The 16,106-nt window shown below is 65.4% G+C and carries 16 protein-coding genes; 14 read left to right on the top strand and 2 right to left on the bottom strand.

All coding sequences use genetic code 11. The features are described 5' to 3' along the window. Nucleotides 1–3 precede the first annotated feature (3 nt). Nucleotides 4–687, top strand: coding sequence for a thiamine phosphate synthase (gene thiE, locus AC3CD9_RS04015; RefSeq protein ID WP_488366419.1), 684 nt, complete (start codon nt 4–6; stop codon nt 685–687). Next, entirely contained in the window at nt 684–1,649 is a 966-nt protein-coding gene (locus tag AC3CD9_RS04020; protein ID WP_488366420.1) for a ketopantoate reductase family protein, read from the top strand. The genes thiE and AC3CD9_RS04020 overlap by 4 nt, the downstream gene beginning before the upstream one ends. On the opposite strand, the gene AC3CD9_RS04025 is transcribed toward AC3CD9_RS04020, so the two are convergent. Further along, the gene (locus tag AC3CD9_RS04025; protein ID WP_488366421.1) at nt 1,603–2,826 is read right to left on the bottom strand and encodes a DedA family protein; all 1,224 of its coding nucleotides are present in this window, start codon (nt 2,824–2,826) and stop codon (nt 1,603–1,605) included. The genes AC3CD9_RS04020 and AC3CD9_RS04025 overlap by 47 nt on opposite strands. A 153-nt stretch (nt 2,827–2,979) precedes the next feature. On the opposite strand from AC3CD9_RS04025, the gene AC3CD9_RS04030 reads away from it, so the two are divergent. The 6 genes from AC3CD9_RS04030 to AC3CD9_RS04055 all read left to right on the top strand — a co-directional run bounded on the left by AC3CD9_RS04030 (nt 2,980) and on the right by AC3CD9_RS04055 (nt 10,170). Next, nucleotides 2,980–4,176: a sensor histidine kinase gene (locus AC3CD9_RS04030; protein WP_488366422.1), complete on the top strand. Its 1,197-nt coding sequence runs from the start codon at nt 2,980–2,982 to the stop codon at nt 4,174–4,176. 29 nt (nt 4,177–4,205) lie between these two features. Beyond that, nucleotides 4,206–4,865 (top strand): response regulator transcription factor, encoded by a 660-nt coding sequence (locus tag AC3CD9_RS04035; protein WP_488367498.1) that lies wholly within the window; start codon nt 4,206–4,208, stop codon nt 4,863–4,865. Continuing rightward, nucleotides 4,862–6,115 carry an alpha-hydroxy acid oxidase gene (locus AC3CD9_RS04040; RefSeq protein WP_488366423.1) on the top strand — a complete coding sequence of 418 codons (1,254 nt, stop codon included), beginning with the start codon at nt 4,862–4,864 and terminating at the stop codon, nt 6,113–6,115. The genes AC3CD9_RS04035 and AC3CD9_RS04040 overlap by 4 nt, the downstream gene beginning before the upstream one ends. A gap of 27 nt (nt 6,116–6,142) precedes the next feature. Further along, nucleotides 6,143–7,528, top strand: a complete 1,386-nt coding sequence (locus AC3CD9_RS04045) for an FAD-dependent oxidoreductase (protein ID WP_488366424.1) — start codon at nt 6,143–6,145, stop codon at nt 7,526–7,528. 106 nt (nt 7,529–7,634) lie between these two features. Next, entirely contained in the window at nt 7,635–9,113 is a 1,479-nt protein-coding gene (locus AC3CD9_RS04050; protein ID WP_488366425.1) for an amino acid permease, read from the top strand. Nucleotides 9,114–9,213: 100 nt separating this feature from the next. Next, on the top strand, nt 9,214–10,170 hold the full coding sequence (locus tag AC3CD9_RS04055) for an ABC transporter substrate-binding protein (protein ID WP_488366426.1): 957 nt from the start codon (nt 9,214–9,216) through the stop codon (nt 10,168–10,170). A 38-nt stretch (nt 10,171–10,208) separates the two neighbouring features. Here the strand turns inward: AC3CD9_RS04055 and AC3CD9_RS04060 are convergent, their stop codons facing one another. After that, nucleotides 10,209–10,667: an NUDIX hydrolase gene (locus tag AC3CD9_RS04060; RefSeq protein WP_488366427.1), complete on the bottom strand. Its 459-nt coding sequence runs from the start codon at nt 10,665–10,667 to the stop codon at nt 10,209–10,211. Nucleotides 10,668–10,758: 91 nt separating this feature from the next. On the opposite strand from AC3CD9_RS04060, the gene AC3CD9_RS04065 reads away from it, so the two are divergent. The 6 genes from AC3CD9_RS04065 to AC3CD9_RS04090 all read left to right on the top strand — a co-directional run bounded on the left by AC3CD9_RS04065 (nt 10,759) and on the right by AC3CD9_RS04090 (nt 16,101). After that, nucleotides 10,759–11,547 carry an alpha/beta fold hydrolase gene (locus tag AC3CD9_RS04065; RefSeq protein WP_488366429.1) on the top strand — a complete coding sequence of 263 codons (789 nt, stop codon included), beginning with the start codon at nt 10,759–10,761 and terminating at the stop codon, nt 11,545–11,547. A 72-nt stretch (nt 11,548–11,619) separates the two neighbouring features. Further along, nucleotides 11,620–12,528 (top strand): sulfurtransferase, encoded by a 909-nt coding sequence (locus AC3CD9_RS04070; RefSeq protein ID WP_488366430.1) that lies wholly within the window; start codon nt 11,620–11,622, stop codon nt 12,526–12,528. Further along, the gene (locus tag AC3CD9_RS04075; RefSeq protein WP_488366431.1) at nt 12,528–13,013 is read left to right on the top strand and encodes a SufE family protein; all 486 of its coding nucleotides are present in this window, start codon (nt 12,528–12,530) and stop codon (nt 13,011–13,013) included. The genes AC3CD9_RS04070 and AC3CD9_RS04075 overlap by 1 nt, the downstream gene beginning before the upstream one ends. 96 nt (nt 13,014–13,109) lie before the next feature. After that, nucleotides 13,110–14,177, top strand: a complete 1,068-nt coding sequence (locus tag AC3CD9_RS04080; RefSeq protein WP_139466886.1) for an iron chelate uptake ABC transporter family permease subunit — start codon at nt 13,110–13,112, stop codon at nt 14,175–14,177. An 86-nt stretch (nt 14,178–14,263) separates the two neighbouring features. Continuing rightward, on the top strand, nt 14,264–15,277 hold the full coding sequence (locus tag AC3CD9_RS04085) for a FecCD family ABC transporter permease (RefSeq protein ID WP_488367500.1): 1,014 nt from the start codon (nt 14,264–14,266) through the stop codon (nt 15,275–15,277). After that, nucleotides 15,274–16,101 carry an ABC transporter ATP-binding protein gene (locus tag AC3CD9_RS04090; RefSeq protein WP_488366432.1) on the top strand — a complete coding sequence of 276 codons (828 nt, stop codon included), beginning with the start codon at nt 15,274–15,276 and terminating at the stop codon, nt 16,099–16,101. The genes AC3CD9_RS04085 and AC3CD9_RS04090 overlap by 4 nt, the downstream gene beginning before the upstream one ends. Nucleotides 16,102–16,106: the final 5 nt, after the last annotated feature.

The raw sequence follows: 16,106 nt of genomic DNA on the forward strand, positions 1-16,106 counted from the left end.
ACCATGACCACACAGATGCCACCGCGCACCGCCGCGCAGCAGACGAAGAGAGCCTGGAGAGAGGCCAGACTGGCAGAAGCGAAGCTCTACCTGTGCACCGATGCCCGGACCGTTCAAGGCGACCTCGCCGAGTTCCTCGACGCCGTCTACCTTGGGGGAGTCGACATCATCCAACTGAGGGACAAGAGCCTCGAGGCCCGCGCCGAGATCGCGGCATTGGAGGTCCTCAAAGACATCGCCGCCCGTCACGACAAGCTCTTCTCCGTCAATGACCGTGCCGACGTCGCGCTCATCACCGACGCCGACGTCTTCCACGTCGGTCAAGGCGACCTCACCAGTGCTCAGGCCAGGGCCGTCCTCGGACCCGATGTCATCCTCGGCCGCTCGACCCATTCCCTCGAGCAGGCGCTCGCCGCCGAGGCGGACCCGGAGACCGACTATTTCTGTGTCGGGCCGGTCTGGGAGACCCCGACGAAGCCCGGCCGTGCCGCTGTGGGGACGGCACTGCTGACCGCCACCGCCGCCGAGGCAGCCAAACCGTGGTTCGCGATCGGCGGTATCGCGACAGGGGAGAGGCTGGACGCGATCCGGCAGGCGGGCGCGAGGCGTGCCGTCGTCGTCCGTGCGATAACCTCGGCTGAGGACCCCGCTGCGGCCGCGCGGGAGCTCAAGGAGGAGTTGGAATGACCCAAGCAGCTGACAGCGCATCCGACGGAATCGGTGCTGGTGCCGACCTGTCGATTCTCATCGCCGGAGCGGGGGCCACCGGCGGAGCGTTCGGCACCTATCTGCAGGAGGCCGGACGCGATGTCACGTTCCTGCTCCGGCAGGCACGGGCGGACACGGTCCGCGCGGAGGGGCTGCGCTTCACTGCACCCGGTGATGATCGGACGAATCAGGTCGATGTCATCACCGCTGAGGAACTCACAGCCGCACCACGAACCTTCGACCTCGTCATCGTCGCGGTCAAAGCGGGCGGACTCGACTCGGTCATCGCCGATATCGGACCGGCTGTGGGCGAGCAGACGACGATCATTCCGTTCCTCAACGGCATGGCTCAGATCGAGAAGCTGCAGAGCAGATACCCCGGACAGGTGCTCGGAGGGTTCGTCAAGATCGTCGGCACCATCAGGGACGGAGCCGTCGTCCAGCTCACCGACCTGGCCGTGATGACCATCGGAGATCTCCACGGCGCCGAAGTGCCCACACGCATTTACGAGGCTCTCGATGTGCCCGGATACAAACTCCAGACCGTCGGTGGAATCATCGACGGGCTGTGGGAGAAATGGATCTTCATCGCTGCGGCGGGAGTCGTCACCTGCCTGTTCCGCGCCCCGGTCGGAGCGATCATGGAAGCCGGCGGCAGATCGCACGTGCACGCCATCGTCGATGAGCTCGAAGCCGTGGCGGCTGCGGCCGGACACCCGGTGTCGGAAGCCTCCCACGCCATGACAATCAAGATGCTCACCGAGGACGGTTCCGCATTCACCTCATCCCTCTACCGGGATGTGACGGCAGGGCTGCCGAGCGAAACGGAGCACATCCTCGGCGACCTGTCGCGCAAGGCTGAGGAATTGGGAGCGGCGACTCCGCTGCTCGACCTCACGCTTGTGCAGCTGCGGGCAGGGGAAGCCCAGAAGCGGCTCTGACTTCGGCAGCGCCCGTGCGCAGCATCGCCAGATACGGCTCCTGCGGCTGAGTGTGGCCGACGTCTGACGAACCATGGGCGGCGGTGAACGTGACCATCGGGACACCGTCGACATCATCGAGGACGAGCAGCGTCTCGTATCCGCCAGGTCCCAGAGAGTGGGAGCTGCCGGCCGCCAGATCGAAGACGAGGCGTTCCAGCGGACTGTCTGGTTCGGGTGGGCGGTGCATCTCCTGTGCCGCCACATCGGCGAACTGTTCGGCGGTGATGAGGTAGGCCTTGGCGGGGGTCGGTCCGGGGACGAAATGATCGTAGAAGGCCATGCCGCCGCCCCACACCTTGGACTCGCCGGCGAAGTAGATCGTACCGGGCAGTTCGATCCCAGCTTCGACGCGGGGCAGTGTTCCGTCCCTGGCACCTGGATAGGTCACCATCGCCCCGGGCGGTCGCCCGCCCTGCAGATAGCAGGCGAGCCGATCGCGAGCCATGTTCGATCCGTAGCTGACGTACCACACATATGTTTGAGACATCCTTGCCATCGTGACATCTCGGTCTTGGAATTCGGTGAATCGGTGACGTGCGCGTCTTCTGCGGCGCCGGCGTAATCGGCGGACGAGTTCGGCACTGCCGGTGATGGCCAGGGCGATGCCGATGCCCACGGCGACGCCGAGCAGCGGCCGGTCCTCGAAGATCATTCCCCCGATGAGTCCGATCACCGTCGAATAGAGCGCCCAGGCAAGACTTCCGATCCCGTCCCAGAGCAGGAAAGTGCGGATCGGGAACCCGAGCAGACCGGAGCCGATGGTGGCCAGGCTGCGGCCCCCTGGAACGAATCGACCGGCGATGAGCACGGTCCCGCCTCGGCGAGAGAAGACCGTGTGGGCGGAGTCGAGCAGGTTCGCGATGCGAGCCCACCGTCGCCATCGGCCGACCCCGGTCGCAGCGAATCGGCCGACGAGGTGAGCCGCCAGATCCCCGAGGAGAGCCCCTCCGGCAGCGGCGAGGATGAGCCCTGCCGGGTGAGGGTGCCCCGTCGCGGCGAAGGTCGCAGCGGTGATGAGCAGAGTCTCCGACGGCACAATCGGCACGAGCGAGTCCAATGCCGCGGCCACGGCGATGAGCAGGTACACCCATGGAGAGGTGAGGGTGGCAGTGAGCAGCTCGAGTGCGAGATCCATACTCAACCACGCTAGGCACAAGGCGGCAGGGCCGGTACGCGGCCAGGCACACGGTCAGTGCGGCCGAACAACAGCCGCCATTGCGGAAAACCGGAATCCGAGACTGCGGCCGAACCCCTGGGAGGCGGCGACGGGCGTTGCTACGATCGACTCATGCCCTGGCCGAGCGCGCTGTCCACCCGCCTTCCTCCCGAAGTACGGATGTTCACCGCGCGGTGGGCGCGGTCCGTACTCGCTGTCGCATGGGGAGGTGTGCTGTGTCTGCCGCTGCTCATCGCCTCCGTGCTCCCGCCCACCTCACGCATGGCCGCGAAGGTGCGGAGCTGGGAACTCGCTCGGCACTCTCGCGGGTTCGGACTCGTCCTCGCCGACGAGCCGACCAAACGTCGGTTCCTGCTCGGCAACGGCCTGGTCGCAGCACTCGCCATCATCCCCACCGCGAACCTCCTCGGCGGATTCTTCGTCGTGACTCTCGGATCGCTCTTCCAAGGATTCTTCATCGGGGGAGCAGTCAACATCGGGTTCGACATGTGGTCGATCTCCCAACCCACGCTCTTCGTCGGTGTCCTCTACGGGGCGGCGAACCTCATCGGCGCCGTCGCCCTGGCCGAGGCGGCAAGCTGGGCACATGGTCGCATCGACGCTCATTTCGTCGAGGTGGAGCGTCCCTTCGCCGTGTACACCCGCATCAGCGAGCTGCTGACGACCCGTCGTGGAGTCGTGCTCGCCATCGACGAGGAACGACGCAGGATCGAACGGGACCTGCACGACGGCGTACAGCAGAACGTCGTCTCCCTGTCCGTGCTCATCGCCCGAGCCAGGCGCGCCTCTGACCCGGCGAAGTCCCAAGCGCTGCTCGACGATGCGCTGGTCCAGTCCCAGGACCTCATCGACGAGATGCGCGAAGTCGCCTGGCGGGTCTATCCCACTGCACTGGACGACCATGGTCTTCGAACCGTGCTCGAGAGGATCGCCGGTCGCAGTCCTATTCCGCTGACCCTCGTGACCGTGCCGGAAGGCAGATTTCCGCCCGCAGTGGAATCTGCCGCCTACTTCGTCGTCCGCGAAGCCGTCACCAACGTCGTCAAACACGCCGAGGCGTCCGCGATCACGGTGAGCATCGTCGCCGAGCCCTGGGCCGCGTTGACCGTGACCGTCTCCGATGACGGTGTCGGCGGAGCCGATCCGCGCGGGGGAGGGCTCCAAGGGCTCACACGGCGGGTCGGAGCACTCGACGGGAATCTCGAGGTCGACTCCCTTGAGGGCGCAGGCACCACAGTTCGAACTCGGATCCCGCTCGGGACCGACGCGCAGGACGGCAGCACGACGAAGGAGAAGAGACAGAAGTGATCACGACAGAAGTCCAGACCGAGAACCGGATGCGCGTCGTCCTCGCCGATGACGCGGTGCTGCTGCGTGAGGGTGTCCGCAGTCTGCTCGAAGACGAAGGGATCAGCGTCGTCGCGTCCGTCGGAGACGGAGGAGAGCTGCTGCGGGCGGTCGCCGAGCTGCGGCCGACCCTGGCGATCGTCGATGTGCGGATGCCTCCGACTCACACCACCGAAGGACTCGAAGCGGCGTTGGCGATCAAACGTCGCTTCCCGGATATCGGAGTCCTCGTCCTCAGCCAGTACGTGCTGCGCGAGTATGCGACCGAGCTGCTGAGCACCGAATCGGTGGGCGTCGGCTACCTCCTGAAGAACCGGGTGACCGACATCGACCGGTTCCTCGAGTCGGTACAGCGGATCGCAGAGGGAGGTACGGTCATCGACCCCGACGTCGTCCGGCAGCTGCTCACCACCTCGGAGAGGCAGAGCACACTGTCGACCCTGACCCCACGCGAGAGCGAAGTGCTCGAGGCGATGGCCGAAGGACTGTCGAACCGGGGAATCGGCGAACGGCTCTTCGTCTCGGTCAGCTCCGTTGAAAAGGCGATCAGCTCCATCTTCGATAAACTCGGCCTCCAGGCAGGGGAGACAACGAGCCGTCGTGTCGCGGCAGTGCTCGCCTACCTCAACCGAGAACGAGGAGAGAGATGAAGCGCCGACTGCCCGATCTGAGAGAACTCGCCCCCTTGCTGCAGTTCGACCTGCCCCGACTCGACCGGGTCGCAGCCAGATTGGAGTCGGCCGCAGACATCTGGGACCTTCGCCGCATCGCCAAGCGCGTGACGCCGACCGCGCCGTTCGACTATGTCGACGGTGCTGCTCTGGACGAGCGGACCTTGGTGAAGAACCGTGAGGCGCTCGGCAACGTTGAGCTCCTTCCGCGCATCCTCCACGGAGTCGATGCACCGGATACGTCGACGACGATCGCCGGTGCCCGAACCCGGCTGCCCTTCGGCATCGCCCCGACCGGCTACACCCGCATGATGCACTCCGAAGGCGAGGTCGCCGGAGTGCGTGCCGCGACGAAGGCCGGAATCCCGTTCTCACTGTCGACGATGGGCACGACCTCGGTCGAAGACGTCGCGCAGGCGGCGCCGGATTCCACCCGGTGGTTCCAGCTCTACCTGTGGAAGGATCGGCAGCGCAGCCTTGACCTGATCCAGCGGGCCGCCGCCAGCGGATACGAGACGCTGCTGGTCACCGTCGACACTCCGATCACTGGTCAACGTCTGCGCGATCACCGCAACGGTCTGACGATCCCGCCCCGACTGACGCTGGGAACCATCCTCGACGCCTCCTATCGACCCGGCTGGTGGTTCAACTTCCTCACCACCGAACCGCCGAAATACGCGTCGCTGTCGAACACCTCCCAGTCCCTCGCGGAGATGACGAAGACGATGTTCGACCCGACCCTCGACCTCGATGACCTGCGGTGGATCCGCGAACAGTGGAACGGACGCCTGTTCGTCAAGGGAATTCTCACCGCCGAGGATGCCCGCCGCGCTCAGTCGATCGGAGCCGATGGACTCGTCGTCTCCAATCACGGCGGCCGCCAGCTCGATCGGGCCCCGGACTCGCTGACCTCACTGGCCGAAGTCCGTGCGGAGGTCGGACCGGAGATGGAGCTGATCTTCGATTCCGGGATCATGTCCGGCACCGATGTTGTCGCCGCGCTGTGCGCCGGAGCCGACTTCGTGCTCATCGGCCGGGCGTACCTGTACGGGCTCATGGCCGGAGGCCAGCGAGGCGTCGAGAGGGCAATCGAGCTCATCGGACAGGAGATCCTCACCGCCATGGGGCTCATGGGTGCCCGGAGCATCTCTGATTTGGGTCCCGACCTCGTCCGCGGGCTGCCGCAGGCACCGGCCGCTGACGGGGAGTTGCGGACCGACGCTGTTTGAGCCTCGGCCCGACGAAGGAGTCCACGCATGATCATCGCGGTAACAGTCAACGAGCAGCTGAATCACGTGGACTCGGACGAGCCGCGCATTCTCATCGTCGGAGCCGGAATCGCCGGGATCACCCTGGCGCAGCTGCTCCGGGGTCGCGGGATGCACCCGATCCTCATCGATCGGTCGGCCGATTCCGGTCGGATGATCGGTGACAATCGTGCCGGATATATGCTCGCCCTCATGCCCATGGTCGATCCCATCATCGAAGAACTCGAGTGCCGGGAAGCCTACCTCGAAGCCAGCGTCGGCATCGATCGCTATATCGCCCATGCACATACCGGGAAAGTCCTCCGACGGGACCACCTCGGTGATCTTCTGGCCGACTTCGGCGACTATCGCGGAATCTCCCGCTCAGCGTTGCTCGACGTGCTCACCGGCAGCGACTGCCCGATCGCCTTCGGCACCACAGTGACCGGTCTGTCCGACGACGGCGACACTGTGACTCTGGCCCGGGAGGGCCAAGGAGGACAGCTCCAAGGAGGACAGAAGATGGGCCATGGCCGGGAGCAGATCCTCGAGTTCGATGCCGTCGTCATCGCAGACGGAATGAATTCCCACACCCGCCGGCTCGTGACCAGAGAACTCGCCGCGATCGCCACGAGCGACTCCGACGGTACCGCCGTTGCCGGCTTCGACACGTCCGCGCCGGTGTCGACAGTGGACACTGTCTGGGGCGGATGGGTCTGCTGGGCCGAGGCGGATGACGATCAGGGCGCCGTCGATGAGATCTGGGGCGATGGATTCTTCCTCGGCATGTATCCGGTCAAGGGCGCCATCGGCGTCTTTCTCGGCAGTCCCGACACCCGGCAGCCGCTCGGACCCCGGCGGTTCGCAGCCGAAGTCCGCAGTCGACTCACGGTGCTGACTCCGCGGATCGACGCCTGCCTCACCGCAGTCCAAGAGGCCGAAGCGCCGTTCTTCTGGCCGCTGAGAGATTCGCGGGCGCGCAGGTGGAGTCATGGTCGCGCGGTTCTGCTCGGCGATGCCGCCGCCGGGTTCCTGCCCACCGCCGGAGTCGGTGCCGGAATGGCGATGGAATCGGCCGGAGTGCTCGCCGACGAACTCTCCGCCCTGTCGACCGGGCCAGGTGCAGTCTCCAGCGAGGGTGGGCCAGCCGCACCCTCAGGTACTCGCAGGCCGGCCGCACCTTCCTCGATGGTCGCCGCGCTCGAACGCTTCGAGGCCCGCCAGCGGCCGCGAGTCGAGGCCGCTCATGACAATTCGCGGTCGCTGGCCCGACTGATGTTCGACAGGTCCCGCCTCTTCGCGTTCGCCCGCGACCAGGCGTTCCGCTTCATCAGCATCCGCGCCGCGCTCAAACCGATACTGCAGCTGCTCGAATCTCCGCCGAAGACGATGTGACCCTCCTCCCACCCTGCATCCTCATCGGCCGCCGACGTCGCCGTTTGTGGTAGGAATGGCCAGGGTCCTCGTGCGCGGACCTGCCGAACCACGAACGAGGATGACCATGGGAATGCCAACCGCCTCGGCGAACGAAGACCGCCGACTCCGACGGGGACTGAAGTCCCGCCACCTGCAGATGATCGCCATCGGCGGTGCCATCGGCACCGGACTATTCCTCGGCTCCGGCGGCACGATCTCACAAGCCGGCCCCGGCGGCGCCCTGCTGGCCTACGCCGCGATCGGCATCATGGTCCTCTTCGTCATGCAGTCCCTCGGCGAGATGTCGACCCACCTGCCCGTCGCCGGATCGTTCCACACCTACGGGACCAAATACGTCAGCCCCTCGTTCGGCTTCGCCATGGGCTGGAACTACTGGTTCAACTGGGCGATCACCTTGGCCGCCGAACTCGTCGCCGCAGGCGTCATCATGTCCTTCTGGTTCCCCGACGTGCCCTCGTGGCTCTGGGCGGCGGTCTTCCTCATCCTGCTGGCCGGGCTGAACTTCCTGTCGGCGAAGGCCTTCGGCGAAGGCGAATTCTGGTTCGCCGCCATCAAGGTCACGGCCGTGCTGGCGTTCCTCGTCCTCGGTGTGCTCATGATCGCCGGCATCCTCGGCGGAACCGCACCCGGGGTGAGCAACTGGACGACGGGAGAAGCTCCGTTCGTCGGCGGCTGGATGTCCGTCATCAGCGTGTTCATGATCGCCGGTTTCTCGTTCCAGGGCACCGAGCTCGTCGGCGTCACCGCGGGGGAATCGGAGAACCCGCGCAAGGACATGCCGCGCGCCATCCGCACCGTGTTCTGGCGCATCATGCTCTTCTACATCGGCGCCATCGCCGTTATCGGCTTCCTCCTGCCCTATACCGACCCCTCGCTGCTGGCCTCGGCGAACAATGAGGACATCACGGCCTCACCGTTCACTCTCGTCTTCGAACGCGCCGGAATCGCCGTGGCCGCCGGCATGATGAATGCCGTCATCCTCACCGCCATCCTCTCCGCCGGCAACTCCGGCCTCTACGCCTCCACCCGCATGCTCTATGCCATGGCCAAAGAGGGAACCGCGCCGAGGCTGTTCGCCCGACTCAACGAACGCGGAGTCCCCGTCATGGCGCTGCTGGCCACCGCCATGATCGGACTGTTCGGATTCCTCACCGAGATCATGGGCGACGGTGGAGCCTACACCTGGCTGATGAATGTCTCCGGACTCTCCGGCTTCATCGTCTGGGTCGGCATCGCCTGGTGCCACTTCCGGTTCCGCCGCGCCTATGTGCGGCAGGGGCACGCTGTAGCGGACCTGCCGTACAGGGCTCCGCTGTTCCCGATCGGCCCGATCATCGCGCTCATCATGCTCATCGTCGTCATCATCGGGCAGAACGTGCAGGCGATCGTCAACGGGCAGCTGCTCCAGGTCGCCAGCGCCTATGCAGGGCTTCCTGCGTTCCTGCTTCTGTGGATCATCCACCGCATCGTCACAGGCCGCCGCTCACGCATGGTCGCCCTCGATGACATGGACGTCGAAGGACTCGAGATCAAGGCTCCCTGATCCCTTGATCGATTCCTCGCCGAGGCGGCCGTGCGGTCGGATTCGAACCGCCGGAGAAATGGGTTAAGCTAGGCTCGCCTAACTACTCAAGAAGGATTCCATGCGCCGTATTCTCGCCCCAGTGATTGCCTCCGTTCTCGTCCTCGCCGGCTGCGGCGGAGGAGCAGATTCAGCCGACGAGGCCTCGGGGCCCACCGTCGACACGAAGTTCGGCGCCGTCGAGGTGCCCGCCGACCCGCAGAAGGTCGTGGCGCTGGGATGGGGCGATGCCGAGACCGCTCTGGCGCTCGGAGTTCAGCCCGTCGGCGCCTCGGACTGGGTCGAGTTCGGCGGCAAGGGCGTCGGGCCGTGGGCCGAAGATCTCTACGACGAAGCTCCGGAGATCATCGCGACGATGGAACCCGATTACGAGGCCATTGCCGCACTCGAGCCCGATGTCATCCTCGACACGAACAGCTCCGGAGAGAAGGAGCGCTACGACCGCCTCTCCGAGATCGCTCCCACGGTCGGAGTGCCAGAAGGCGGCGACAACTACCTGACGACGATGGACCAGCAGGTCGACCTCGTCTCCCAGGCGCTCGGCAAGGAAGACGACGGGAAGACGCTGCTCGACGACCTCGATGAGACCTACGCCGATGCGCGCGAAGCCCATCCTGAGTTCAAGGACAAGTCCGTGACCGTGGCAGCGAAGACCTCCGAGGGCTGGGGTGCCTACGTCGAGGAATCAGGTCGCGTGCAGGTCATGGAGCAGCTCGGCTTCAAGCAGTCCGAGACGATTGCCGGAATGAAGGCGGACGGCTTCTCCGTGCCGATCTCCGAGGAGAACCTCGATCAGCTCGACGCGGACCTGCTCCTGACGTTCCCGATCTACATCGAGGACAAGGATGTCACCGAGGATGCTGCCTACAAGCGCATTCCTGCCGTCAAGGACGGGCACGACCTCGTTCTGACCAACGACAATGACGACATCCGCAAGGCATTCTCACTCAACTCGATCCTCTCGGCCAAGTACACCGCGGAGGAGCTCCCGGGACTCATCGCCGACAAGGTGAAGTAACCGACTGACGAGCGCTGCTGCGCGCCCCTGCGCAGAACTCACACAGCGGCACGCCACGCATCCAGGCCGAGGTCGATGATGCGGGCGTGCCGCACATTTTGAAGCGAATCGATCGGCAGCCATTCCGCCCGATCCGTCGTCCCGTCGACCTCGAGCGTGCCCAAGGTGCCGCCGGTGATCCGCGCCTCGTAGACGACCCGTACGCCTTTGAAAGGACGATCCGTCGAATCGCTGAAGGCCGGATTGCGACGTGCCTCGGTGAAGGAGTGCGTCGTCAGTGGGCGGACGACCTCAGCGTCGAACCCGGTCTCCTCTTTGATCTCACGGACCGTGCCGGCTTCGATGCTCTCGTCGAACTCGATTCCGCCGCCGGGCAGCGTCCAGATCGCGTGCAGTCGGTCCTTTCCGCCGTTGAACCAGCTGAGGAGGATTTCGTCGTCGTCATTGACGATGACCGCGTAACCGGCAAGTCGGGTGTCATATTCGGAGAAGTGCATGACCTCACCCTACCCGCGTCAGCAGTGACCGCCGGGGGAGAACCTCAACAGGGCTGCTGATATGCAGAACGGCACGGGCTAGGCTGGGATCGTGACCATCATCAACAGTACTCGAATCGGCGAATCCGGGCGCCTGGTCGTCTTCCTCCACGGCCTTTTCGGCCGAGGCAAGAACTTCACCCGAATCGCCAAGGACATCGAGCCCGAATTCTCCAGTCTCCTCGTCGACCTGCCCAACCACGGCGAGTCCGAATGGACCGAGACCTTCGACTACGTCGAGCTCGCCGATGCCGTGGCGGCCCATATCGCCGAGGCGGTCGATCCCGGCGATCAGCCCGTGCACCTGGTCGGACATTCCCTGGGTGGAAAGGTCGCCATGGTGCTCGCCCTGCGCCACCCCGAACTCATCGACCGCCTCGTCGTCGTCGACATCGGACCCAACGCCGGCGGGTCCACCGGAGTCTTCGACCATCTGCTCTCCAGTCTCGCCGCCCTCGACCTCGACCGGATCGAATCGCGCACCGACGCGGATGAGGCGCTTCGGGACCCGATCCCCGAGGCCGCGATCAGGGGATTCCTGCTGCAGAACCTGCGCCCCACCTCGGCGGGCTATTCCTGGCAGCCCAACCTGCCGCTGCTGCATTCGAGCCTCGACATCATCGGGGACTTCCCGGACATGGGCGGTGCCGTCTTCGACCATCGGGTCCTCTGGGTCGCGGGCGAGAAATCGGACTACGTCGACCGTGACGACCTGCCGCAGATGCGCAGTCTGTTCCCTCGCACCACCCTTCTCACCGTCAAAGGGTCGGGTCATTGGGTGCACTCGGAGAAACCGCGTGAGTTCGTCTCAGCACTGTCGGCATTCCTCAGCCGCCCCTGAAAAGGAATATGCTGAACGCGCTCGACGTTGCCACAGCGAGCACAATTGGACTCAAACCCTCAGGAGGAATGCGTGAGCACTTCGATCCCGGCCGATCCCGCAGAGAAGTTCGCCGAATACGCGGACGGAACCCGACTGGTCAGCACCGATTGGGTGGCTGAGCATGCAGGCGATCCCGGACTCGTCATCGTCGAAAGCGACGAAGACGTGCTGCTCTACGAAACGGGGCATATTCCCGGAGCGGTCAAGGTCGATTGGCACACGGAACTCAACGACCCGGTGACCCGTGACTACGTCGACGGCGAAGGATTCGCCGCACTCATGTCCGCCAAGGGCATCTCCCGCGATGACACCATCGTCGTCTACGGCGACAAGTCCAACTGGTGGGCTGCCTACGCGCTGTGGGTCTTCACTCTCTTCGGCCACGAAGACGTCCGCCTCATGGACGGTGGTCGCGCGAAATGGCAGGCCGAGGGTCGTGAGATGACCACGGACAAGCCGCAGCCTGTACCGACCGAATACCCTGTCGTCGAACGCGACGATTCGGTCATCCGCGCCTTCCTGCCCGAGGTCCGCGACAGCCTCGGCGACCTGCCGCTCATCGATGTGCGCAGCCCGGAGGAATACACCGGCGAACGCACCCACATGCCCGCCTACCCGGAGGAAGGCGCACTGCGCGGCGGCCATATCCCCGGCGCGAAGTCGATGCCCTGGGGCAAGGCGGCCAACGAAGACGGCACCTTCAAGTCCGCCGCCGAACTCAAGGAGCTCTACACCGAGCAGGCAGGGCTGGGCACCAGCGATGAGGTCATCGCCTACTGCCGGATCGGCGAACGCTCCAGCCACACCTGGTTCGTCCTCAAGCACCTCCTCGGATACGAGAACGTGCGCAACTACGACGGCTCCTGGACCGAATGGGGTAATGTCGTCGGCGTGCCGATCGTCACCGGAGCGGAGCCCGGAGAGGTGCCCGGACGCTGATGAGCGAGACGACGACGCCCAAGACCGATGACCTGCCGGAGGCGCTGGCAGAGATCGTCACGGACTTCGCCGAAACCCCGGCCGATGACCGCCTCCAGGTGCTGCTGGAGTTCGCGACGGACCTTCCCGACCTGCCGGAGAAGTACACGGACCACCCGGAGCTGCTCGAGCCCGTGCCCGAATGTCAGTCGCCGATCTTCCTCGTCACCGAGGTGGCCGACCCCGAGGCGGGGGAGCGGGCGGAAGTGCGCCTGCACTTCTCCGCACCTCCGGAAGCACCGACGACGCGCGGCTTCGCCGGGATCCTGCACGAAGGGCTCGACGGAGCCACCGCCGAGGCGATCCTGTCGGTTCCGGCCGACCTGCCCCTGCGGCTGTCGATGTCGGAGCTCGTCAGCCCGCTGAGGCTGCGCGGAATGAGCGGAATGCTCTCGCGGATCCAGCGGCAGGTGTCCGAGAGGATCGGCAAGATCACAGCCGAGTGAGACCTCTCTCGCTTGGCTGAGGTGGTCCAGTGAGTTACAGTGTGGTTAGCCTGCCCTTAGTCACCTGACCGCCACCTCACTCAAAGGACCACCTCGATGACCGGTTCCGCCACCTCTGCCGAGGCGAAACCGCATACCGACACCAGTCATCCGACCGGTGGGAGCCTGCGGATCAGAAGAGTGCTGGGACTGGTCGCAGCGATCATTGCGCTCATCGTTGTGATCGCAGCCTCCTTGGCGATCGGCGCCAGGGACATGCCGATCTCGGAGGTCCTCCGAGCCTTCTTCGCGCCCACCGGCAGCGACGATCAGCTCGTCGTCCTGGAACTGCGCCTGCCGCGGACCGTGCTCGGCATCCTCGTCGGCATGGGATTGGGCCTGGCCGGCGGTCTCATCCAAGCCCTGACGCGCAACCCCCTGGCCGATCCGGGAATCCTCGGCGTCAACGCGGGTGCGTCCCTGGCGATCACGATCGGCGTCGCTTTCTTCGGGATCTCCTCGATCACCGGGTACATCTGGTTCGCGTTCGCCGGTGCCCTCGTCGCCACCGTCGGCGTCTATGTCATCGGGTCCGCGGGTCGCAGCCGCACGGTCGATCCGATTCGCCTGACTCTGGCCGGAGTCGCCGTCGCTGCTGTGCTCACCGGACTGACCAAAGCGATCCTGCTGACCAACGAACGCGCCTTCGACGCCTTCCGATCCTGGGACGTCGGCGCGATCGCCGGCCGCGATTTCGATACGATCACCGCGATCCTGCCGTTCATGGTCATCGGCACCGTGCTCGCACTGGCACTGTCCCACTCACTCAACGCCGTGGCCCTCGGCGACGACCTGGCCGCCAGCCTCGGCACCTCGGTCAACCGCACCCGAGTGCTCTCCATCCTCGCGGTGACCCTCCTGGCCGGAGCCGCTACGGCCGCCGCCGGACCGATCGGATTCATCGGTCTGATGATTCCGCACATCGCCCGGTGGATCGTCGGTCCCGACCAGCGCTGGATCCTCGGCTACTCACTCGTTCTCTCTCCCATTCTGCTCCTGGCCTCGGACGTCATCGGCAGAGTCGTGATGAAACCCGGCGAACTCCAAGTCGGAGTCGTCACCGCGTTCGTCGGTGCTCCGGTGCTCATCGCCCTTGTCCGTCGAAAGAAGGCGAGCGGCCTGTGAAGACCACCAACCTCGCGGTCACCGACCGCAGCCTCAATCCGCACCCGCATGCACTGCCGGGGGAGAAAGTCGACTTCGGCCGGCCCATGCTGCGAGTCTTCGGATTCCGCATCGACCTGCGGGTCGTCATCACCGCCGGAATCATCACGCTGATCGCGCTGGCCTGCGGCTTCGCCGGTCTCATGCTCGGCAAGTTCTCGCTGACTCCGACCGAAGTGTTCCAGGGCCTGTTCGGGGCGGCGGAGAAGCGCATCGTCAATACCGTCGTCGGGGAGTGGCGGGCACCGCGCATCATCGCCGGCATCGTCCTCGGTGCCGGACTCGGCGTCTCCGGAGCCGTGTTCCAATCGCTGACACGCAATCCTCTCGGTTCTCCGGACATCATCGGCTTCTCCACCGGTGCCTACACCGGCGGCATCGTCACGATCATCGTCTTCGGCACGAGCTTCGTCTCCACTGCGGCCGGTGCGATCATCGGCGGGCTCCTCACCGCCGTGGTCGTCTACCTGCTCACCTGGAAAGGCGGGGTCCAGGGCTTCCGGCTCATCATCGTGGGTATCGCACTGACGGCGATGCTCAACGCCTTCAACACCTGGCTGATCATGCGCGCCGATCTCGAGCTCGCCATGGCCGCTGCCACCTGGGGTGCCGGAACCCTGAATGGAATGGGCTGGTCGACGATCGCACCGGCGGCTGTGGCCACCATCATCCTCGGCCTGGCCTGCGGACTCTTCTCCCGAGATCTCGGCACTCTGGAACTCGGCGACGATACGGCGAAAGCCCTGGGCGTACGCAACGAGCCCATCCGTGCGGTGCTCATCGTCATTGCCGTCGCCCTCGTCGCCGTGGTCACGGCGGCCGCCGGACCGATCGCCTTCGTCGCCTTGGCCGCACCGCAGATCGGGCGGCGGATCGCGCGGGCACAGGGCACCAGCCTGCTGACCTCCGCAGCTGTCGGAGCACTGCTCCTCGTCGCCGCCGACCTCATCGCCCAGCATGCGTTCGGCGACATCCAACTGCCCGTCGGCGTGATCACCGTGAGCATCGGCGGCATCTACCTCATCTGGCTCCTCATCCAAGAAGCTCGGAAGGCATCATGAGCATTCCCAACCCTGCAGGCGCAGCCTCCCCGCTGATGGCCGAGAGCCTCGATCTGGCCTATGACCAGCGCCAGATCGTCAGCGATCTCGACGTGAGCATTCCCGACGGAAAGTTCTCGATCATCGTCGGCCCCAATGCCTGCGGCAAATCGACCCTGCTGCGGGCCCTCGCGCGACTGCTGCCGCCGGCGAAGGGCACTGTGCTTCTCGACGGGAACAACATCGAGAAGATGAAGACGAAGAAGATCGCCCAGCGTTTGGGTCTTCTCCCGCAGTCGTCCATCGCTCCGGACGGGATCACGGTCGCCGAGCTCGTCTCCCGCGGGCGCCATCCGCATCAGTCATTCCTGCGCCAGTGGACCGACGCCGATGAAGCAGCTGTGCTGTCGGCACTGCGGGCGACGAACACCGAAGAGCTGTCCTCACGGCTCGTCGACGAGCTCTCCGGCGGCCAGCGCCAGCGCGTCTGGGTGGCCATGGTGCTCGCCCAGGAGACATCCCTCCTGCTGCTCGACGAACCGACGACCTTCCTCGACGTCGCCTATCAGATCGAGCTGCTCGACCTGTTCTCCCAGCTCAACCACGAATACGGGCACACGCTGGTCGCCGTCCTCCACGACCTCAACCAAGCCTGCCGTTATGCCGACGAGATCATCGCCATGAAGGACGGTTCGATCGTCGCTCAGGGGGCTCCGGAGACGATCATCACCTCGGAGCTCGTCAACGAGGTCTTCGGCATCGACTGCACAGTAATCGACGATCCGGTCACGGGTGCGCCGATGATCGTGGCGGGAGCACCGAAGAAGACATTCGCTCAGCGCTGAGTCGG

It is taken from the genome of Brevibacterium sp. MGP-B1, from assembly GCF_057766545.1.